At 70.1% G+C, this 15923-nt stretch carries 13 protein-coding genes and 1 pseudogene; 2 read left to right on the forward strand and 12 right to left on the reverse strand.

Annotated elements, in window-relative coordinates; genetic code table 11:
• Nucleotides 1-596 precede the first annotated feature (596 nt).
• The gene (locus ACIQFZ_RS35105) at nt 597-1115 is read left to right on the forward strand and encodes a hypothetical protein (RefSeq protein WP_402693135.1); all 519 of its coding nucleotides are present in this window, start codon (nt 597-599) and stop codon (nt 1113-1115) included.
• A 320-nt stretch (nt 1116-1435) separates the two neighbouring features.
• On the opposite strand, the gene ACIQFZ_RS35110 is transcribed toward ACIQFZ_RS35105, so the two are convergent.
• From ACIQFZ_RS35110 to abc-f, 11 genes and pseudogenes are all read right to left on the reverse strand, one after another.
• Nucleotides 1436-1639: a hypothetical protein gene (locus tag ACIQFZ_RS35110; protein WP_365436932.1), complete on the reverse strand. Its 204-nt coding sequence runs from the start codon at nt 1637-1639 to the stop codon at nt 1436-1438.
• Between the two features lie 746 nt (nt 1640-2385).
• Nucleotides 2386-2946: an SMI1/KNR4 family protein gene (locus ACIQFZ_RS35115; RefSeq protein WP_365779779.1), complete on the reverse strand. Its 561-nt coding sequence runs from the start codon at nt 2944-2946 to the stop codon at nt 2386-2388.
• A gap of 338 nt (nt 2947-3284) precedes the next feature.
• A complete protein-coding gene (locus ACIQFZ_RS35120; protein WP_402693136.1) occupies nt 3285-3722 on the reverse strand; it encodes a hypothetical protein in 438 nt (145 codons plus the stop codon).
• A 283-nt stretch (nt 3723-4005) separates the two neighbouring features.
• Nucleotides 4006-4284: a hypothetical protein gene (locus ACIQFZ_RS35125; protein WP_365779775.1), complete on the reverse strand. Its 279-nt coding sequence runs from the start codon at nt 4282-4284 to the stop codon at nt 4006-4008.
• A gap of 7 nt (nt 4285-4291) precedes the next feature.
• Nucleotides 4292-5422, reverse strand: a pseudogene (locus ACIQFZ_RS35130) (FAD-dependent oxidoreductase); the annotation flags it as partial.
• Nucleotides 5423-5661: 239 nt separating this feature from the next.
• A complete protein-coding gene (gene asnB, locus ACIQFZ_RS35135; RefSeq protein ID WP_365778157.1) occupies nt 5662-7500 on the reverse strand; it encodes an asparagine synthase (glutamine-hydrolyzing) in 1839 nt (612 codons plus the stop codon).
• Between the two features lie 556 nt (nt 7501-8056).
• The gene (locus ACIQFZ_RS35140; protein ID WP_383062547.1) at nt 8057-8893 is read right to left on the reverse strand and encodes a DUF2877 domain-containing protein; all 837 of its coding nucleotides are present in this window, start codon (nt 8891-8893) and stop codon (nt 8057-8059) included.
• The gene (locus ACIQFZ_RS35145; protein WP_402693137.1) at nt 8890-10347 is read right to left on the reverse strand and encodes a DUF1116 domain-containing protein; all 1458 of its coding nucleotides are present in this window, start codon (nt 10345-10347) and stop codon (nt 8890-8892) included. The genes ACIQFZ_RS35140 and ACIQFZ_RS35145 overlap by 4 nt, the downstream gene beginning before the upstream one ends.
• Nucleotides 10348-10388: 41 nt before the next feature.
• The gene (locus ACIQFZ_RS35150; RefSeq protein ID WP_402693138.1) at nt 10389-10811 is read right to left on the reverse strand and encodes a hypothetical protein; all 423 of its coding nucleotides are present in this window, start codon (nt 10809-10811) and stop codon (nt 10389-10391) included.
• A 120-nt stretch (nt 10812-10931) separates the two neighbouring features.
• Nucleotides 10932-12638, reverse strand: coding sequence for an ABC-F family ATP-binding cassette domain-containing protein (locus ACIQFZ_RS35155; RefSeq protein WP_402693139.1), 1707 nt, complete (start codon nt 12636-12638; stop codon nt 10932-10934).
• Nucleotides 12639-12719: 81 nt separating this feature from the next.
• Nucleotides 12720-14354 (reverse strand): ribosomal protection-like ABC-F family protein, encoded by a 1635-nt coding sequence (abc-f, locus tag ACIQFZ_RS35160; RefSeq protein ID WP_402693140.1) that lies wholly within the window; start codon nt 14352-14354, stop codon nt 12720-12722.
• A gap of 236 nt (nt 14355-14590) precedes the next feature.
• On the opposite strand from abc-f, the gene ACIQFZ_RS35165 reads away from it, so the two are divergent.
• Nucleotides 14591-14809, forward strand: coding sequence for a hypothetical protein (locus ACIQFZ_RS35165; protein ID WP_365435151.1), 219 nt, complete (start codon nt 14591-14593; stop codon nt 14807-14809).
• A gap of 47 nt (nt 14810-14856) precedes the next feature.
• Here the strand turns inward: ACIQFZ_RS35165 and ACIQFZ_RS35170 are convergent, their stop codons facing one another.
• Nucleotides 14857-15873, reverse strand: a complete 1017-nt coding sequence (locus ACIQFZ_RS35170) for an MASE1 domain-containing protein (protein WP_402693141.1) — start codon at nt 15871-15873, stop codon at nt 14857-14859.
• Nucleotides 15874-15923: the final 50 nt, after the last annotated feature.

Raw genomic sequence — 15923 nt, forward strand, 5'->3', positions numbered from 1 at the left:
ATGATCACGAAGCCCGTGCCTGCTCTGCTATGCACCCCAACCGGTCACGGCCCGACCCAGCCGCACGACTCCGGAACTTGACCAAGCCCTGCCGTGAGACCGAAGACAAGTCCCATAAGGAGCCCGAACAACACAGCAAACAAGGGATCGTCGGGTTCGTCCTCACGCGACAGCATCAAGCAGAAGAGCGTGAAGGGCACAGCCACACAGAGACCAGTGCCGATCGGGTGTCGGGCCACCCATTTCTGGATCCGGGTCGGACGCCGCTGGCCACCCAAGGCCCGATCCCAAGCCCAGAACGCATCAACCAGAGACCGCCGCCAGTTCGCCACGTCAGAAGGATATAGCAACTGAGCTATTGGAACTCCGCCGATCATTTGGGTAAACGCACGGCCCCATCGGCCGGGCCGTCTCTGGGCCGTGCAGGGGTGCTCAGCGATGACAGATGACGTCAGGCGACGACGGCTCTTCCCCTGCGAGAGACGGTGCTTCGGGTTACCGGCCCAGGTACTCATCAGTGAAGCAGAGTTGAGGGAGAACACACCTGATGACCTGTCGTATCGTTCCTCGTCACCGTGCGAACAAGGGGAGGGATCATGAGCAGGGCCATCGGGCGAAGACACCTGGCAGCTATGGCTTTGATGGCCATCGGCATGACACTTTCACTGGCCGGATGCAGTCCGCCGCAATATCCGGCAATCGCGGTATATCCCACCTCCGGTGGAGGGATCTCGGCGGTGCTCCATCCGTGCGGAGACCATCGCATAGGCAGAGTGGAGGTGCGGCGGCTCGGCGACGGGCCGGACGGCGGCCCCGGTCTGCAGAACTGGTCGCTGAAACCGCCGGAATCGGCGAAAGGCGAACTCGACATCAGCATTCTCCGCCGCCCCGAGGGCTGGACCGGCTCCATGACTCCTGCCACCGAGCTCAGCAAGGGGCGGGACTATTACATGAAGTTCGTGGTGGGCAGGGCAGATGGAACCGCGAAATACCGCGGCGTGGTGGCCTTCTCCGCCGCCGATCTCGCCCGCCTGAAGAACGGCGAAGTCTGGACCGACCTCAAGCCCATGACCCTGGCGGAGTTCCGCAAGCAGGCCGACGGTCGCTGCGCCTGACCGGTCCGCATTCGATCCCTGGCGGCTCGTGACACGAGGGCGGCGCGGACTGCTGCCTCCGTGTCCGAGCCAGGGAGACCAAGGGCGGTGTCAGGGGCCGGTGGTTGTGACACTGACCCGCGACCCCATCCCCAGCACCGACCGAGCCGCGTACCGCGGCCCGCGGGTGAGTGTCTAAGAACTCCTAACGGGTTTCCGCCCGAGCCGGCGACGCCCGCCGATCAGGCGGGCGAGCGCTGGCAGCCACCGGGCGCAGCCACGACAAGCCGGCGAACTGACGGGCCGCGGCCCGGTCTCCTCGAAGCCGAACTGACCGCCGGTCAGCTCGGCGGGAATTTGCCGAGGAATCCCAGGACGGAAATTGTCGCCGCTGCCACGCCACCCACGAAGCACACCACGGCGAACAGGCGGGCTCGCCATATCAAGCCGTACCCGTCGGGGACCCGGTAAGGGGAGGCGGAATACCACAGGCGCACCAGGCGCGCGCCGTATCCGCGGAGGTTGAACCACAGCAGATAAGCCATCCCCAGAAAGTATGCGCCACCGGCGGCTGCCATGCAGAAGGGGATCGGCCCAGGGTCCGTCGCCTCATTTGCCAGATTCACGGCAATTCCTCTCAAAAATATGGTCCGGGGGCGGCTGGCCGCCCCGGCGACCTCCAGAAAAGTCGAGCGCTGCGAGGGCGGCGACGGCGACAAGTGCGGCGGTGGCGCGGTGCTTCACCCCACCCCTGACTTGAACGTGATCGACACCCTAGGCGGAGGAGCAGCCGCCAACCGGAGGATCACCAGAACCGGTGAAGTGCAGAGAAGCAGGGCACGCGGTAAGCGCGGTAAGAGTTTCTCTACTTCATCAAGCACCCGTCGTCGCTTCGCTCCTCCGGGCGGGCGCGGGCGGTCGGCGGCGCCAGCGCTCATGTCTCCGCCCCGCTCGGCACCGCCAGCCGTCCGCTCCCGCCCAAGAGGCAGGCACACGGGGCTGGAGGTCAGAACACGTCGGGGCTGGGGCGGTCGGCTCCGCGAGGGTGGGCAGCGTGCCCCTTGCATGCCCGACCGAGCAGCGACCAGCAGGGAACGGCGGTAAGCGTCCCAGGAACGCGCAGGTCACCGTCTCGCCACGTCAGCGCCCACCCGCGTACGCGATCTTCCAAACTGGCGCTCCAGGACCCGAGCGCGGTGGCGCTTGACTGGGTCATTGAAACTCCCGGCCAAAGTCGTTCCGCCGACCGCTCGTACGCCTGCTGGACCGCACGCCCCGTTGTTCTACCTCGTCACGCAGCGTCAAACCAGGGCTTGTTGGCAGCCCAGTGCTTAACCCACCCAGCGAATCCCGGCTCAGCCGTGGTGTACCCGAACTCGGCTCCGAACGGAGTGGCACCTTCTCCGGTGATCACCCAGACGTGTCCACGATGCAGGCCGGTGACGATGAGGTGCCAGTACATGCCGCATCCGTCCGTTCCGAGGACGATTGACCCGTGATCGAAGACTCGACCCCTGATCAAGTCCGTTTCCTCCAACGGCTCTGAGTCGTCCTCTTCCCACAGCCACTGCGAGGTGAGGGGGAAGGGCTGGCTCAGGTCACGTTCCGAGTCGTCCCCCCAGTCATCGGGCAGCTCTGCCAGGCCAACCAACCCGTAGTCCGGCGGACCGGAGTACGAGCCGTCGGTGATCTCCGCAACGAAGGTCCGATATGGCTCCGGCAGAACTATGCCGTGCTCCGCTTCAAAGGCTCGCACCGCGTCCCAACCCAGCGCGGACTGACCGCCGTCGTCGACAGCGAAGGCCGCACGGAGCACCGCGAGGTCCTTAGGATCTGCCTGCTCAAGATTCATGCGGCCCATAGATACCAGTCAGCGGTGACAGCGCACGACCGGGTCAGAGTTTGCCGACCACGTGGTCAAGATCACCACATCGTGCCACGAGCGTGCCAGAACAACGGGGGAACCGCGGGGAACGACGGGCACAGGGGTTGGGTGGAAAAGAGAGCGACCCCCGACCAAACTTGCTGGTCAGGGGCCGATTCCCACTAGCGTGGCGGCGCCAGGACTCGAACCTGGGAAGGCTGAGCCGGCAGATTTACAGACTCCTGTCCGGAGACCTGAGACCCCTCAGCGTCGACGGCGGACGGGATGGGAGCCGGGGTGAGTGGTGGGTCAGGGTGGTCTGTCCCTCACGCTCGTGCCAGCCGCCGACTCGACCGGACGCCATTCGCCAGCAACGCCAAGCCAACGAGGACCATCAGACACCCGGAAAGGCCCGCAATCAGCTCTATAGATGTCTCGCCGTCCGGATCGCCAACGCCGCCGGGGGTCGGCTCGGTGCTGAGCCAATTCACCACTGCCCACGCCTGGGTCACAACCAGAGCGCCCAAGGCCACGAGCAGGGGACCCATGGAAAGATCGTAAAGACGAACAGGCCTGCCCTTCCGTGCGAGCGCCCAAACGACTCCACCGATTAGTGAGACCGGGATCGTGAGGAGCTGGCCTGCCAGCAATCCCATCAGCATGGCGAGACGCACGTGGTCAAGTCCTTCACCCCTGGGATCGAAGATCAGGGCTCCGGCGCCCCCTGCAAGAAGGCCGATCGCCACCGCGCGGATCGATGTCATGGCGGACAGGATGCCTCAGGAGACACCGTGCTGGGGCTACAGGCGGGAATCCGACTGCACAGCTGAGACACGAGTGATCACCAACCTCGCTCCTAATGCGGTGCTCACGCATGAGCGCCTCCCGGGCCGTCCTCGGGCCGTGGAAGGGCGCTCAACGGTGAGCAACGTCGACAACTGCCGACAGCTCAGCAGCAGGTCAGGATGTTGATCGACAAGGCGGCCGCAGGTCACGGCCGCCGGTGATCAGTTGTGGCTGACCTGGCGCCTACCAACCGGCCTCGCCTCAGCTCTTTTGGTCTTCGACCAGGCCGATTGCGAAGGGGAACGACTCCAGGAACTCGTGCCGTGCAGGGTCTTGCTCCGCTTCGGCCAGGTCCGCGAGCACCTGCAAGAGCCGTTGGCGTTGATCTGAGGGCAGTTGCAGGAGCACCCAGCCCACGCTCTCCATCATCTTCACCGCGGAGTCGGGATCCACTTCCTCGTCCTCGCAGCTCTCCAGCCACCACACGAGGTCGACGAGGAGGCCGGTGAGTGCCGGCACAAGCGGATCCCTGTCAGTCATGTGAAGGGCGTTGCTCGTCGGCGCGGTCGGCGGTCACCTGCGCGTCGAACCACGGTCGGAGGGCCTTCGCCGTCCACGTGTGGTAGCCCGTGGGGTCCTCGGCGATCCGGTCGACGTGGGTGGCGAGGTGCTGGGCGGCACGCAGGCCGAGGGCGGCGCCATGACCGAAGGTGGGATTGGTGTGGATGAGGCTGTCCCCGGCGTTGACCAGGCCGGTGACGATGGGTCCGTCTTCGTCGGCGAGGGCGGTCCAGCGGTTGTCCAGGCCGGCCATCGCCAGGACGGCGGAGCGCGGTTCGGGGGCCAGGTCGAGCCAGGCGGCGGTCGCAGGGAAGCGGCGAGCGACGGCCTCGAACACGGCAGGGTCGGTGAGCGCGCCGCGGGTCGGATCACCCGTGGAGAGCACCAGGCTCACCGCGAAGGTGTCGTTGTCGGAAGGGAAGACGCCGGCGAGCGCGAACGGTGCGGCCGAGCCGGTCTTCACCCGTCCAGGGTCACGCGGGCCGTCGGCGCGCAGGCGGTACCAGCGGCACAGATAAGCGATCCCGGTGCGGTGGCTGTCGACCACGGGCGGGCGGCAGCCGGCCGCGATCAGCCAGGCAGGCACCGGCGAGCGACGACCGGACGCGTCGACGACGAGGTCCGCCTGGTACCTTTCCGCGCCCACCTGCACGCCGGTGACCCGGGCGGGGCGGCCCTCCTGGAGAGTGAGGGCGCGCACCCGGAAGCCTCGCCGTATCTCAACGGCGGGTTCGCGCCGCACGGCCGCGGTCAGGGCGGCCTCCAGCACAATGCGGCGGGTGCGCAGCGTCACCAAGTCGTCATCGCCGGCCCGACGCGGCGGATGCTCACCGAACCGGTCGAACTCGTGGTACTCCCGGGCTCCCCGTGCCAGCAGGTCGGTGTAGACATCAGGGGTCTCGCCGCGCAACACGGTACGTACGGGCGCGAGCAGCGAGTGGGGCTGGACGGCCTGCGGGACCCGGGGCCTGTCCCAGTGGAAGAAGTCCCGGTCCAGGTCCTCTTCGGCCTGCCGCACGTCCTGCTCGAACAACGTGACCGTGTGGCCCCGTCGGCCAAGCATGAGCGCCGTCCCCAGACCGCTGATACCCCCGCCGATCACCGCAACCCGCGCCAATGAACTCCCCTTCGCGTCGTGTTGCGGAATGAGCGTACCGGTTGGCGCTCTCCAGTCCGGAACCGGCGTCGTCCGTCACGGTGCGGGGGCGGGGCACGGCGGTGGGCGTGAGACCCGCGGATGTCCGCCGGCAAGACCTGAGTCCGTGGTGAGCCCAGGCCGAACCGGCGCCCGATGGCACACCGCGGGCCGGTCCCGCCGGCGGGCGCCGACGGGACCGGCCCGCGGTGTGCCCGTCGTCAGGTGAGTGTCAGTTCCGGCTTGTACAGGTCCAGCCACAGTGCCAGGTTCACGGTGCGTTCGAGACCGCGCCGCGACGCCAGCGTCACCTGCGGGGCGTCCCGGTGGGCTGCTTGGTGCACCCGGTCCCGGTCGAGCAGGTCGAAGACCGGGTGGGACGGGCGGGCGAGGATGTCCCTGACGTGTTCCTGGATGGCGACGGCGTACTTCGGGTCCTGGGTCGACGGGTAGGGGCTCTTGGTCCTGTCGTACACGGACCGCGGAATCAGGTCGGCGGTCGCCTCCCTGAGCAGGCTCTTCTCCCTCCCGTCGAACGACTTCAGCGACCAGGGGGCGTTGTACACGTACTCGACGAGCCGGTGGTCGCAGAACGGCACCCGCACCTCCAGCCCGACCGCCATGCTCAGGCGGTCCTTGCGGTCCAGCAGGACCCGTACGAACCGGGTCAGGTGCAGATGGCAGATCTTCCGCATCCGGTACTCGAAGTCGCTCTCCCCGTCGAGGCGGCGGATGTCCGAGACGGCGGTGCCGTAGCTGTCGGCGATGTACGTCTTCAGGTCCAGGGCCTTGGTCAGAGCGGGGCTCAGGACGCCGGAGTCGCTGCCGAAGCGCTGGGCCTGGGCCATCCACGGGAAGGTGTCGGCGCGCCGGGCCTCCTCGTCGAAGAACTGAAGGTAGCCGCCGAAGACCTCGTCGGCCGACTCGCCGGACAGCGCGACCGTGGAGTGCTCGCGGATCGCCCGGAGGAGCAGGTAGAGCGAGGAGTCCAAATCACCGATACCCACGGGCAGGTCGCGCGCCCGGATCGTCTCCGCCCGTACGTCGAGGTCGGCGAGGGCCTGCGCGTCGAGGACGATGTCCTGGTGCTCGGTGCCGGAGGCGTGGGCGACGTCGTGCACGTACGGGCTGTCGGGTGTGGCGCGCAGCTCGTCGGCGACGAAGTCGTCGGCGTGTCCCACGAAGTCCACGGCGAAGCTGCGCACCTTCTCGCCGTGCTCGGCCAGTTGGCGGGCGGCCAGGGCGGTCAGCGCAGAGGAGTCCAAGCCTCCCGACAGCAGCATGCAGCGGGGGACGTCGGCGACGAGCTGGCGGCGGACGATGTCGTCGAGCAGTGAGCGTACGGTGGCGATGGTGGTGGCGCGGTCGTCGGTGTGCGGACGGGTCTGAAGCTGCCAGTAGACGCGTCGGCGCATCCCCTGCCGGTCGACGGTGACGACGGTGCCGGGCTCCAGTTCGCGCATGCCGTCCCATACGGCGTGTCCGGGCGTCTTGACCATCGCGAACATTTCCCGCAGTCCGTCGAGGCGGACCCGGGCGGGGGCCAGCGGATGGGCGAGGATGGCCTTGGGCTCGGAGCCGAACAGCACGCCGTCGGAGGTCGGGTAGTAGTAGAACGGCTTGATCCCCATACGGTCGCGGACCATCACGAGCCGGTTGTGGCGGCCGTCCCACACCGCGAAGGCGAACATGCCGTTGAGCCGCCTGGCGAGCCCCTCCTCCCATTCGAGGTAGGCGTGCAGGACCACCTCGGTGTCCGAGTCGGTCGTGAAGTGGTGGCCCAGACCGGTCAGCTCGCGGCGCAGTTCGGTGAAGTTGTAGGTCTCCCCCGAGTAGACGAGCACCACGGTGCCCTCAGGTGTCCGGACGCTCATCGGCTGCCGCCCGCCGGGAAGGTCGATGATCGCGAGTCTGCGGTGGCCGAGGGCCACAGGACCCTCGGCCCAGGTGCCCCGGTCGTCCGGGCCCCGGCAGGACATGGTCTCGGTCATCGCGTCCAAGATCGCGCTCTCGGACCGCAGATCACGGTCGAAGGACACCCAGCCGGTGATCCCGCACATGTGTTACCTCCCGCGTCCGGCCTCCGGGTCGAGCCCGCTCACCTGCGGCTTCTCGCAGCCAGTCCCGGCGAACCAGTTTGTATTCAGCTATGGGACGAGCGTGTGTCACGTGCGGAATACGGTCGGCCCGTCCGCACCCTGGTCGGCGCCGCCCGCCCCGTCGGTACGGGCCGCCTTTGCCTTCCGTGTACACACCTACGAGCCTCGCCCTGACCGCGACCGCCGGGTTCCGGGCCGCGGCCGTCGGTTCTCAGCCCGCTGCAAGGGATTACCCGAGATCGCGCGCCGCCTGTCCGGCCGAGCGGCTTTCGCCTCCTTTCGGGTGGAGTCACTGTCCAGCGAATGGCTCTGTCCCGAAGTCGGTGGTCGCGCTGCGTGGCGGTCACCGCAGGAGGATACGAAGGCGGAGGAAGGCGAGGCCTGGGCGGCCGTGCGTCTGCCTCATGAACCGTTCGGTGCGGGCGTTGAGCGACATCGGCCGCGGGCCATCGGCGGCGCCACGCCCTCCCGGTACGGGCGCGAGCCGTCGGACCACGGCATCAAGGGGTCCTGAACATCACGGCGGTGTGGATCCCGGCCCGACCCCGTCGCGGGCGCGCGTCGCCAGGCGCGCTCCCGCGCACAGGCCGTGCAGCAGGTCGCACCCCGAACTGTGGCCGACGGCAAGCAGGGCGGTGACCGGGCCGGACGGGTCGCCGCCGGTCGCGGCGGCCCGCAGCAGCACCGCGACCTGAGGGATGCACAGGCCTTCGGCGGCATGCCGAAGAAGGGCCGAGGAGACCGGCGGCGTCAGCGCGTCCGCCTCTGCCGCGACGTGTGCGAGTGCCGCGAGCCAGTCCGGCGGGCGCGGCTGCACCCGGGCGGCGAGCAGCAGCCCGCACAGGAAGTCATCCCCGGAGGGTGTCGCGCCGGGGCCGCGGCCGAGCAGGGCGTGGGCCGCACGCCGCCGGGCCACGGTGCCGCCGTGCGCGAGCATGCGCACGAGGGCACGGGCGGCGGGGCGGACCTCGGGCGGCAGCGGCCGGGGCGGGCGGAGCGTCGCGAGCCGGTCGAGGACCGGGCCGGGTGGGGTGTCCTGGGCGCGGGGCGGCGCCCAGAACTCCCCCGTGGTCAGGCACAGGGGTCCGATCGCGATCCGGCCGGCCCCGACGCGTCCCGTGCGGCCGGGGGTCAGCCCGTGGAAGGGCCGTTCCCCCGCGGCGCGCGGCAGGACGACGGCGGCCGGCACCCGCACGGCGCCGGGCACCACCAGGGCGAGCGGTTCCCGCTGCCCGTGCGGGAGCAGATACAGCGCCTGCCGGGCGACGGCGATGACGCGGGCGGGACGGGCAGGGCCCGTCAGGACGTCGCGGGCCAGTGCGCTGACCAGGCCCGGCAGGGCGGTCGGGCTCATGGCGTCCGGGTGTCCTCCGGCTCCTCGTCCCGCGATACGGGGAAGGCGGCGAGCGCCTTGACGAAACACTCCATCGGGGCGTGCACGAGTCCGGCGCCGATCTGCCCGATGCCCGGCTCGCGGTGGGCGATGCCGGTGGTGACGACCGGTTCGATGCCGGTGTCGACGACGGCACGCAGGTCGATCCCCACGGGCGAGCCGAGGCCGCCCAGCGCGGGCAGTCGGTACGCCTCGTGCCGGGCGAGGGTGATGCGGGCCATGTCGCGGCTGGTGCGCAGCGCCTGGTCGACGGTGCCGCCGACGAACCCGGTGATCGCGGGGGCGGCGGCGAGCGAGAAGCCGCCGAGGCCGTTGGTCTCGGTGATGGCGCTGTCGCCGATGTCGGGGTTGGCGTCCTCGGGCCCGTATCCGGCGAAGTAGAGCCCCTCGATGCGGGCGGCGGGCGCGGTGAACCAGGTGTCGCCGAGGCCGCTGACGCGGATGCCGACCTCGACGCCGTTGCGGGCGAACGCGGTGACGAGGGTGGAGTGGGGCACGCCGTGCGCGGCGGACGTGGCCAGCTTGGAGGCGGCCATGGAGAAGTTCAGGAACCAGTAGTGGTTGGCGGCGAGGAACTCCAGGACGTCCGGGCCGTGCTCCGTCCGGGCCAGCGGGGCGGCGATCTCCCGCAGGAGCAGCGCGGACGCGGCCGTGTTGCGGCTGTGGCACTCGTCGCCCATCTGGAGGGCCTGCGCGGTGATCGCACGCAGGTCGACCCCCTCGGGCAGGGTGCCCAGGACGGTGTCCAGGGTGGGGGCGAGTACGTCGGCCATCCAGCGCAGCCGCTCCATGACGTCGCCGAGGGCGCCGTAGCGCAGACAGCGTCCGGCGCCTTCGTTGAGGTTGGCGTACGCACGGCGCCCGCTGGCCGGGTCCTCGACGACGAGCACCGGCATGGACGGGGACGTGATGCCGCCCATCGGCCCGACGGCCTCGTGGTGGTGACACGGCTCGAAGCGCAACGCACCGGAGTCAGCGAGGAGTTCGGCCTTCTCCGGGGTGTCGGCCCAGCCTTCGAGTAAGGCGGCGCCGATCACGCCGGCGCGCATCGGTCCGCACATGTCGGCCCAGCCGATGGGGGGTCCGGCGTGCAGCAGGACACGTTCGCCGGTGGCGCGGTCGTCGAGGACGGGCAGCACCTCGCGGGCCGGGCGGACGTCGCGCCACAGCGGCCGGGCGGCCAGCAGGCGTGCCACGGCGGTGCGGTTGGCCTCCTCGACGAGCGGGTGGTCGGTGAGCTCGGCAAGGTTCCAGCCGATGTCCGGGTCGCCGCCGGCCGGCGGACGCCACTCGAGGGCGTCGACCTGGGCGCCCGCGGTGCGCGGGACGTCGGCGAAGCCGGCGACGCCGACGGCGGCGATCCGGGCCGGGGCGTCGCCCGCGCCGAGCAGGGCGGGCGTGGTGGGAGCGTTCACGTGGGGTCTCCTGACGTGGTCTTGCCGATACGGGCGGCGGGTCATCCGGTCGACGTCAAGTTCCGTGTCCCTACGGGGCCGTGTGCCGCCGAGCCGGTCAGGGCCACGGCCCATTCGGCCGCGTCCGTACTGGTCGGGGCGAGGTGGGCGCCCGCCTGCGCGAGGCGGCTCCGCTGGGCTGCGGTGCCCTGCGGGTCGCGCTCGGTGCCGACGACGAACGCGAGCACGGGGGGCCGTTCGGACGCCGGGACCCGGTCCAGTTCGGCGGCGAGGGCGGCGGCCGGGTCGGGGCCCGCGCCGTGGCCGAGGACCACGTCGAGGACGACTGCGGCGGTGTTCGGGTCGTGCAGCGCGGCGCGCAGATGGGCGGCACGGACCGTCGGGTCGATCATCGGGTGCGGGCGGCTGGCGGTGTAGGCGTCGTCGCCGAGGTCGAGTACCAAGTGCCGCTCCGGCGCGTTCACCGTTGCCTGCCCCGCCCGGCGGCCGCCCCCTTCGGTGCCGCAACCGCGCAGGAGGCTCCACCGACGACGAGCTCGCGGCGGGTGCACGTCAAGCGGCAGGAACCTCTGTCCAGTTCAGTCCTAACAGTTCCTGGCGGGGACCCCCTGCGCGGTCTGGCGGTGTCCACCGGCGCGAAGCCTGTGACCCGCACTGCCCCAGCGCTCGAGGTCGGAGCCGAGCCGGATCTCCCCTCCCTGCCAGCGCTCCCGCAGCCAGCGGTCGTGGCTGGCCAGCACGATCGCGCCGGGACCGGTGCCCAGCGCCGCCTCCAATTCGTCGCACAGGCGCGGCGACAGGTGGTTGGTGGGTTCGTCAAGCAGCAGCAACTGCGGCGGTCGCGCCACCAGCAGCGCCAGCGCGAGCCGCCTGCGCTGTCCGACCGAGAGCCGGCCGACGGGCTTGTCCAGGTCCGCTTCGTGCATCAGACCGAGCGAGCCCAGCGGTACTGCCTCGGCCCGCTCGGCTCCCAGCGCCAGCTCATAGGTGTCCCGGACGGACCGGCCCGGCCGGTCGAAGACGGTGTCCTGGGCGAGCAGGCCCACGGTCAGTCCGCGCCGCCGCCGCACCTCGCCCTCGGGCGCGAGCCGCCCGGCGAGCACGGCCAGCAGAGTCGACTTCCCGGCCCCGTTCCCACCGGTGACCAGCAGACGGTCGGTCGCCGAAACCTGCGCACTCACCGGTGCAAGCCGGCCAGGTACCCGTACGTCGTCCAGGGACACCAGCGGACCGTCGCCCTCCGCCCCCGGTGCCGCGAGCGCCGTGCTCTTGAACCGCAGCGGCTTCGGCGGCTCACCGACCTGGGAGCGCTCCAGCTCCTCCAGGCGGCGGATGGCGTTGCGCACCCGCCGGGAGATCTGGCTCTGGACCCGGCCCGCACGGTGGCCATAGCCCATCTTCTCGTTGTCGCGCGGTCCCCGGTCCGGTGCGACGCGGTGCGCGGTGACCTGAGCGGAGACCCGCAGCGCGGCCAGTTCCTCCTGTTCCTCGGCCCAGCGTCGCTCCCAGCGGTCCCGCTCGGCACGCTTCTCGGCCAGGTAGGCGCTGTAGTTGCCGCCGTGGCGGACCGGACCGTCCATCGCGGGGTCGAGGTCGATCAGGTCCGTGCACACGGCGTCCAGAAAGGCCCGGTCGTGACTGGCCACCACGACGACCCCCGGCAGGGTGCATACCTGGTCCTCGACGAAGGCGGCGGCACCGTCGTCGAGATGGTTGGTCGGTTCGTCCAGCAGCAGCGCGGAGGGCCGCCGGACCAGCAGCGCGGCCAGCACGAGCCGGCCGCGCTGCCCGCCGGACAGCGACCCGAGCGTCCGGTCATGTCCGAAGGCGCCGAGGTCGAGGCCGTCGAGCACGAGCACGGCGCGCCGGTCGGCGTCCCAGGCCTCCCGTTCCTGGGCCTGTTCGAGCCGGACGCCGTACGCGTCGAGCAGGCCGGCGTACTCGGGCGCATCCTGCGCGGTCCGCGCGACCTGCTCGCTGAGTCGTTCCAGCTCGGCGAGGTCCTCCCTGGCTTCGCGCAGGGCGTCGTCGAGTACGTCGGCGATCGTCGCGTCGGCGTCGTAGGGCATCTCTTGCTGAAGAAAGCCCAGGTCGGGCGGGCGCGTGATGCTGCCGGCGTCGGGCTTGTCCGTCCCGGCCAGCAGGCGCAGCAGGGTCGACTTGCCGACGCCGTTCTCCCCGATCAGCCCGATGCGGTGCCCGGGCGAGGCGGTCAGGGAGACACCGTCGAGCAGCCGTCGGTCGCCGAGGGTGTGGACGAGGTCGTGGGCGAGCAGAGCGGGCTGAGGCATTTGGGGTCCGTCCAACGTGATCGGTGCTCGGCCCGCGGGGCGGCATGCCTCGGACGCGGGCCAGGTCGACACGCCGGCGGCTCACATCTCAGGGGCCCCTGTCTCCTTCAGCTCGCCGTCGGCCAGTCGCAGCCACCGGTTCACGCCGATCTCGCGCAGGAACCGCTCGTCGTGGCTGACCACCACGAAGGCCCCCTGGTAGGAGTTCAGGGCGCTCTCCAACTGGCCTGCGCTGACCAGGTCGAGGTTGTTCGTCGGCTCGTCCAGAAGCAGCAGGTGCGGAGCCGGCTCCGCACACAGCACACAGGCCAGGGTGGCGCGCAGCCGCTCGCCTCCGGAGAGCACCCCGACGGGCAGATGGGCGCGAGGCCCCCGGAAGAGGAAGCGGGCGAGCAGGTTCATCCGCTCGGCCTCCGGCCGCTTCGGGGCGTAGTCGGCGAAGTTCTCGGCGACCGTACGGTCCAGATCCAGCAGGTCGAGGCGCTGCGAGAGGTAGGCGATACGGCCGTCGGCCCGCTTGATCTCGCCGCTCTGTGGTGTCAGGTCGCCGTTGAGCAGACGCAGCAGCGTGCTCTTGCCGGCACCGTTGGGACCGGTCAGCGCGATGCGCTCCGGACCCCGGATGGTGAGGTCGACGCCCTGGCCGGCGAACACGTCCTTGTCGCCGAGCCGGACGCGGAGTTGCTCGCCGAGGAACAGGTTGCGTCCGGCGGGCACGTTGGTGTCCGGCAGGTCCAGCGTGATGCGCTGCTCCTCGCGCAGCGCGCGCCCGGCCTCGTCCAGCCGGGCCTTCGCCTCGCTGACCCGGCCTGCGTGCATCTGGCCCGCCCGGCCCGCGGACTCCTGCGCGCCCCGCTTCATGTTGCCGGCGAAGATACGAGGCAGACCGGCGCTCTTCAGGTTACGGGCGGCGTTGCTCTGCCGGCGTTCGGCGCGCTCGCGGGCCTGCTGCATCTCCCGCTTCTCCCGCTTCAGCTCCTGCTCGGCGTTGCGGACGTTCTTCTCGGCGACTTCCTGCTCGGCCCGCACGGCCTCTTCGTACTCGGTGAAGTTGCCGCCGTAGAAGCGCAGTTCGCCGCGGTCGAGTTCGGCGACGCGTTCCATGCGGTCGAGCAGGGCGCGGTCGTGGCTGACCAGGAGCAGGCAGCCGTTGAAGTCCTCCAGCACGTCGTAGAGCTTGTGCCGGGCGTCGAGGTCGAGGTTGTTGGTGGGCTCGTCGAGCAGCAGCACGTCGGGCCGCTTCAGCAACTGGGCAGCGAGACCAAGAGAGATGACCTGGCCGCCGCTGAGGGTGCTCAGGCTGCGATCCAGGGTGAGGTCGGCCAGACCGAGGCGGTCGAGTTGAGCGCGGGTGCGTTCCTCGATGTCCCAGTCGTCGCCGATGGTGGTGAAGTGTTTTTCGTCGACGTCCCCGGACTCCACGGCGTCGATGGCCCGGATGATCGCGGCGACGTCCAGCACCTCGGCGACCGTGAGGTCGCCGGTCAGGGGGAGGCTCTGGGGGAGGTAGCCGAGGGTGCCGGCGACGGAGACCGACCCAGTGCCGGGCCGCAGTTCACCGGCGATGAGCTTGAGCAGCGTGCTCTTGCCGGCACCGTTGGGCGCGACGAGGCCGGTGCGGCCAGATCCTACGGTGAAGGACAGGTCCTGGAAGACGAGAGAGTCGTCGGGCCAGGTGAAGGACAGGTTCGAGCAGACGACGGAAGCGTCGGACATGGAGGTGACCTCGTGGGGAGGGGGCAGGGAAGACACTTCTGCCCCAGCAGCAGACAGGAGGAAAAAGGGGACGACAGCGAGGCCACATCGGCGGCGCTTCCACGCACCAGCCAAGTGGCCTGTCGGGTCCGGGTATCACCCGGAGATGTCGTCGTCCACCACCATGTCTCGGCTCCTCAACAAACGATCAACGTCTCTACCAGTGTAACAACAGGTTGCGTTGGACCAGAGACACGATGGATCACCCGGTCCGGACCTCGGCCGGCCGTCGCGCCCAGGGCTTGGTGGGCGGCGGTCAGAAGTACGGCTGGACCGCCTACGCGCTCTTCGCCGTCGAGGCGACCAAGCGGTGGGCCGGCGAGGCGATCACCGCCGAGTCCGTGATGCCGGGCGCGATCCGCACCAAACTCCTGCGCTACCAACTCGAGGCCATGATCGGCAATCTGCGTCCCTGACAGGCGTGGTTCGGCGGGCCCGGTCCCATATCGCAAGTGCTGATTGATCACGACGCTCGGGTCTGTCCGCCGGTCTCTCCCTCGTCGCCCTGGTGGTTGGGAAGCGCCAGCGGGCCGCCGGTGTCCGGTGCGGCTCTCGCCACCATCTCGGAGAGTCGCCTGCAGGCCTCTTCGATCTTTTCCTGGGTCTGGTTTCGCTCAGTGATGGCCGCGGCGAGCAGTAGCGCGGTCAGCGCGGCGGCGCCGTTGAACGCCTGCAGTGAAATCATGTCGGTGAGCAGCGTGTGATTGGCGAACGGGCCTGCCCTGTGCGTGACGGCGAGGATGGCGAAGGTGGATACGGCCAGCGCGCAGGGCGTGGCTCCGGCGCGCTGGAAGCGGAAGGCTGCCCAGGTCAGCAGCGGGAAACCAAGGAAGAGCAGCGGTGCGGGGAAGGTTTCGAGGAGCCCGACGCCGATGGTGGCCGCGACAAGCAGCGATGCCTCCGCCCATCGGGATGGCGGTGTGCCCTTCGGCCAGTGCGCCGAGCGGAGGACGAGCAGCAGCGGCGCGACCAGCAGGACGCCCATGGCGTCGCCGGTCCACCAGATCCACCAGGTGAGCCAGAACCCGTCGCCGGGCAGCGCGTGAGCGACGCTCAGGATGCTGCTGCCCACGGTCGCGCTGATGAGCGTGCCGGTGAGCGCGCCGAGGAAGACCAGTGCGAGCGCGTCCTGGAAGCGGTTCATCTGGGTGCGGAACCCGCTGCGGCGAAGGAGTGCGTAGGAGCAGAGGGGCGCGAGTGTGTTGCCTGTCGTGATGGCGAGTACGGCGGGCGTTGACGGACCCAGCGGGATGTCGATGAGGAGGGCGCCGAGCGCGATCCCGGGCCAGACCCGCAGGCCGATCAGGAGCAGGCCGGCCAAGGCGATGCCGGTCGGAGGCCACAGCGGCGTGACCTGGCCGCGCATGAACTCCTGGAAGAGTCCCAGCTTGCCGGAGGCGCAGTACAGCGCGGCAACGGCGCCGATCTGCAGGGCCGTCATGCCACCGCTCCGGAGCTTGTCGCGGCTCGCAACGGTCATCGGGAGGTCTTCCCTTCGGCTCTGCTCCCTCGTCCACCGTTGGCTGACCC

Source organism: Streptomyces sp. NPDC093064 (genome assembly GCF_044754605.1).
Lineage (GTDB): Bacteria > Actinomycetota > Actinomycetes > Streptomycetales > Streptomycetaceae > Streptomyces.

Bases quoted from the DNA above. Each gene is read 5' to 3' on its own strand.
- ACIQFZ_RS35105 (WP_402693135.1), top strand. From the start codon at position 597: ATGAGCAGGGCCATCGGGCGAAGACACCTGGCAGCTATGGCTTTGATG.
- ACIQFZ_RS35110 (WP_365436932.1), bottom strand. From the start codon at position 1,639: ATGGCTTATCTGCTGTGGTTCAACCTCCGCGGATACGGCGCGCGCCTG.
- ACIQFZ_RS35115 (WP_365779779.1), bottom strand. From the start codon at position 2,946: ATGAATCTTGAGCAGGCAGATCCTAAGGACCTCGCGGTGCTCCGTGCG.
- ACIQFZ_RS35120 (WP_402693136.1), bottom strand. From the start codon at position 3,722: ATGACATCGATCCGCGCGGTGGCGATCGGCCTTCTTGCAGGGGGCGCC.
- ACIQFZ_RS35125 (WP_365779775.1), bottom strand. From the start codon at position 4,284: ATGACTGACAGGGATCCGCTTGTGCCGGCACTCACCGGCCTCCTCGTC.
- asnB (WP_365778157.1), bottom strand. From the start codon at position 7,500: ATGTGCGGGATCACCGGCTGGGTGTCCTTCGACCGTGATCTGCGGTCC.
- ACIQFZ_RS35140 (WP_383062547.1), bottom strand. From the start codon at position 8,893: ATGAGCCCGACCGCCCTGCCGGGCCTGGTCAGCGCACTGGCCCGCGAC.
- ACIQFZ_RS35155 (WP_402693139.1), bottom strand. From the start codon at position 12,638: ATGCCTCAGCCCGCTCTGCTCGCCCACGACCTCGTCCACACCCTCGGC.
- abc-f (WP_402693140.1), bottom strand. From the start codon at position 14,354: ATGTCCGACGCTTCCGTCGTCTGCTCGAACCTGTCCTTCACCTGGCCC.
- ACIQFZ_RS35165 (WP_365435151.1), top strand. From the start codon at position 14,591: ATGGATCACCCGGTCCGGACCTCGGCCGGCCGTCGCGCCCAGGGCTTG.
- ACIQFZ_RS35170 (WP_402693141.1), bottom strand. From the start codon at position 15,873: ATGACCGTTGCGAGCCGCGACAAGCTCCGGAGCGGTGGCATGACGGCC.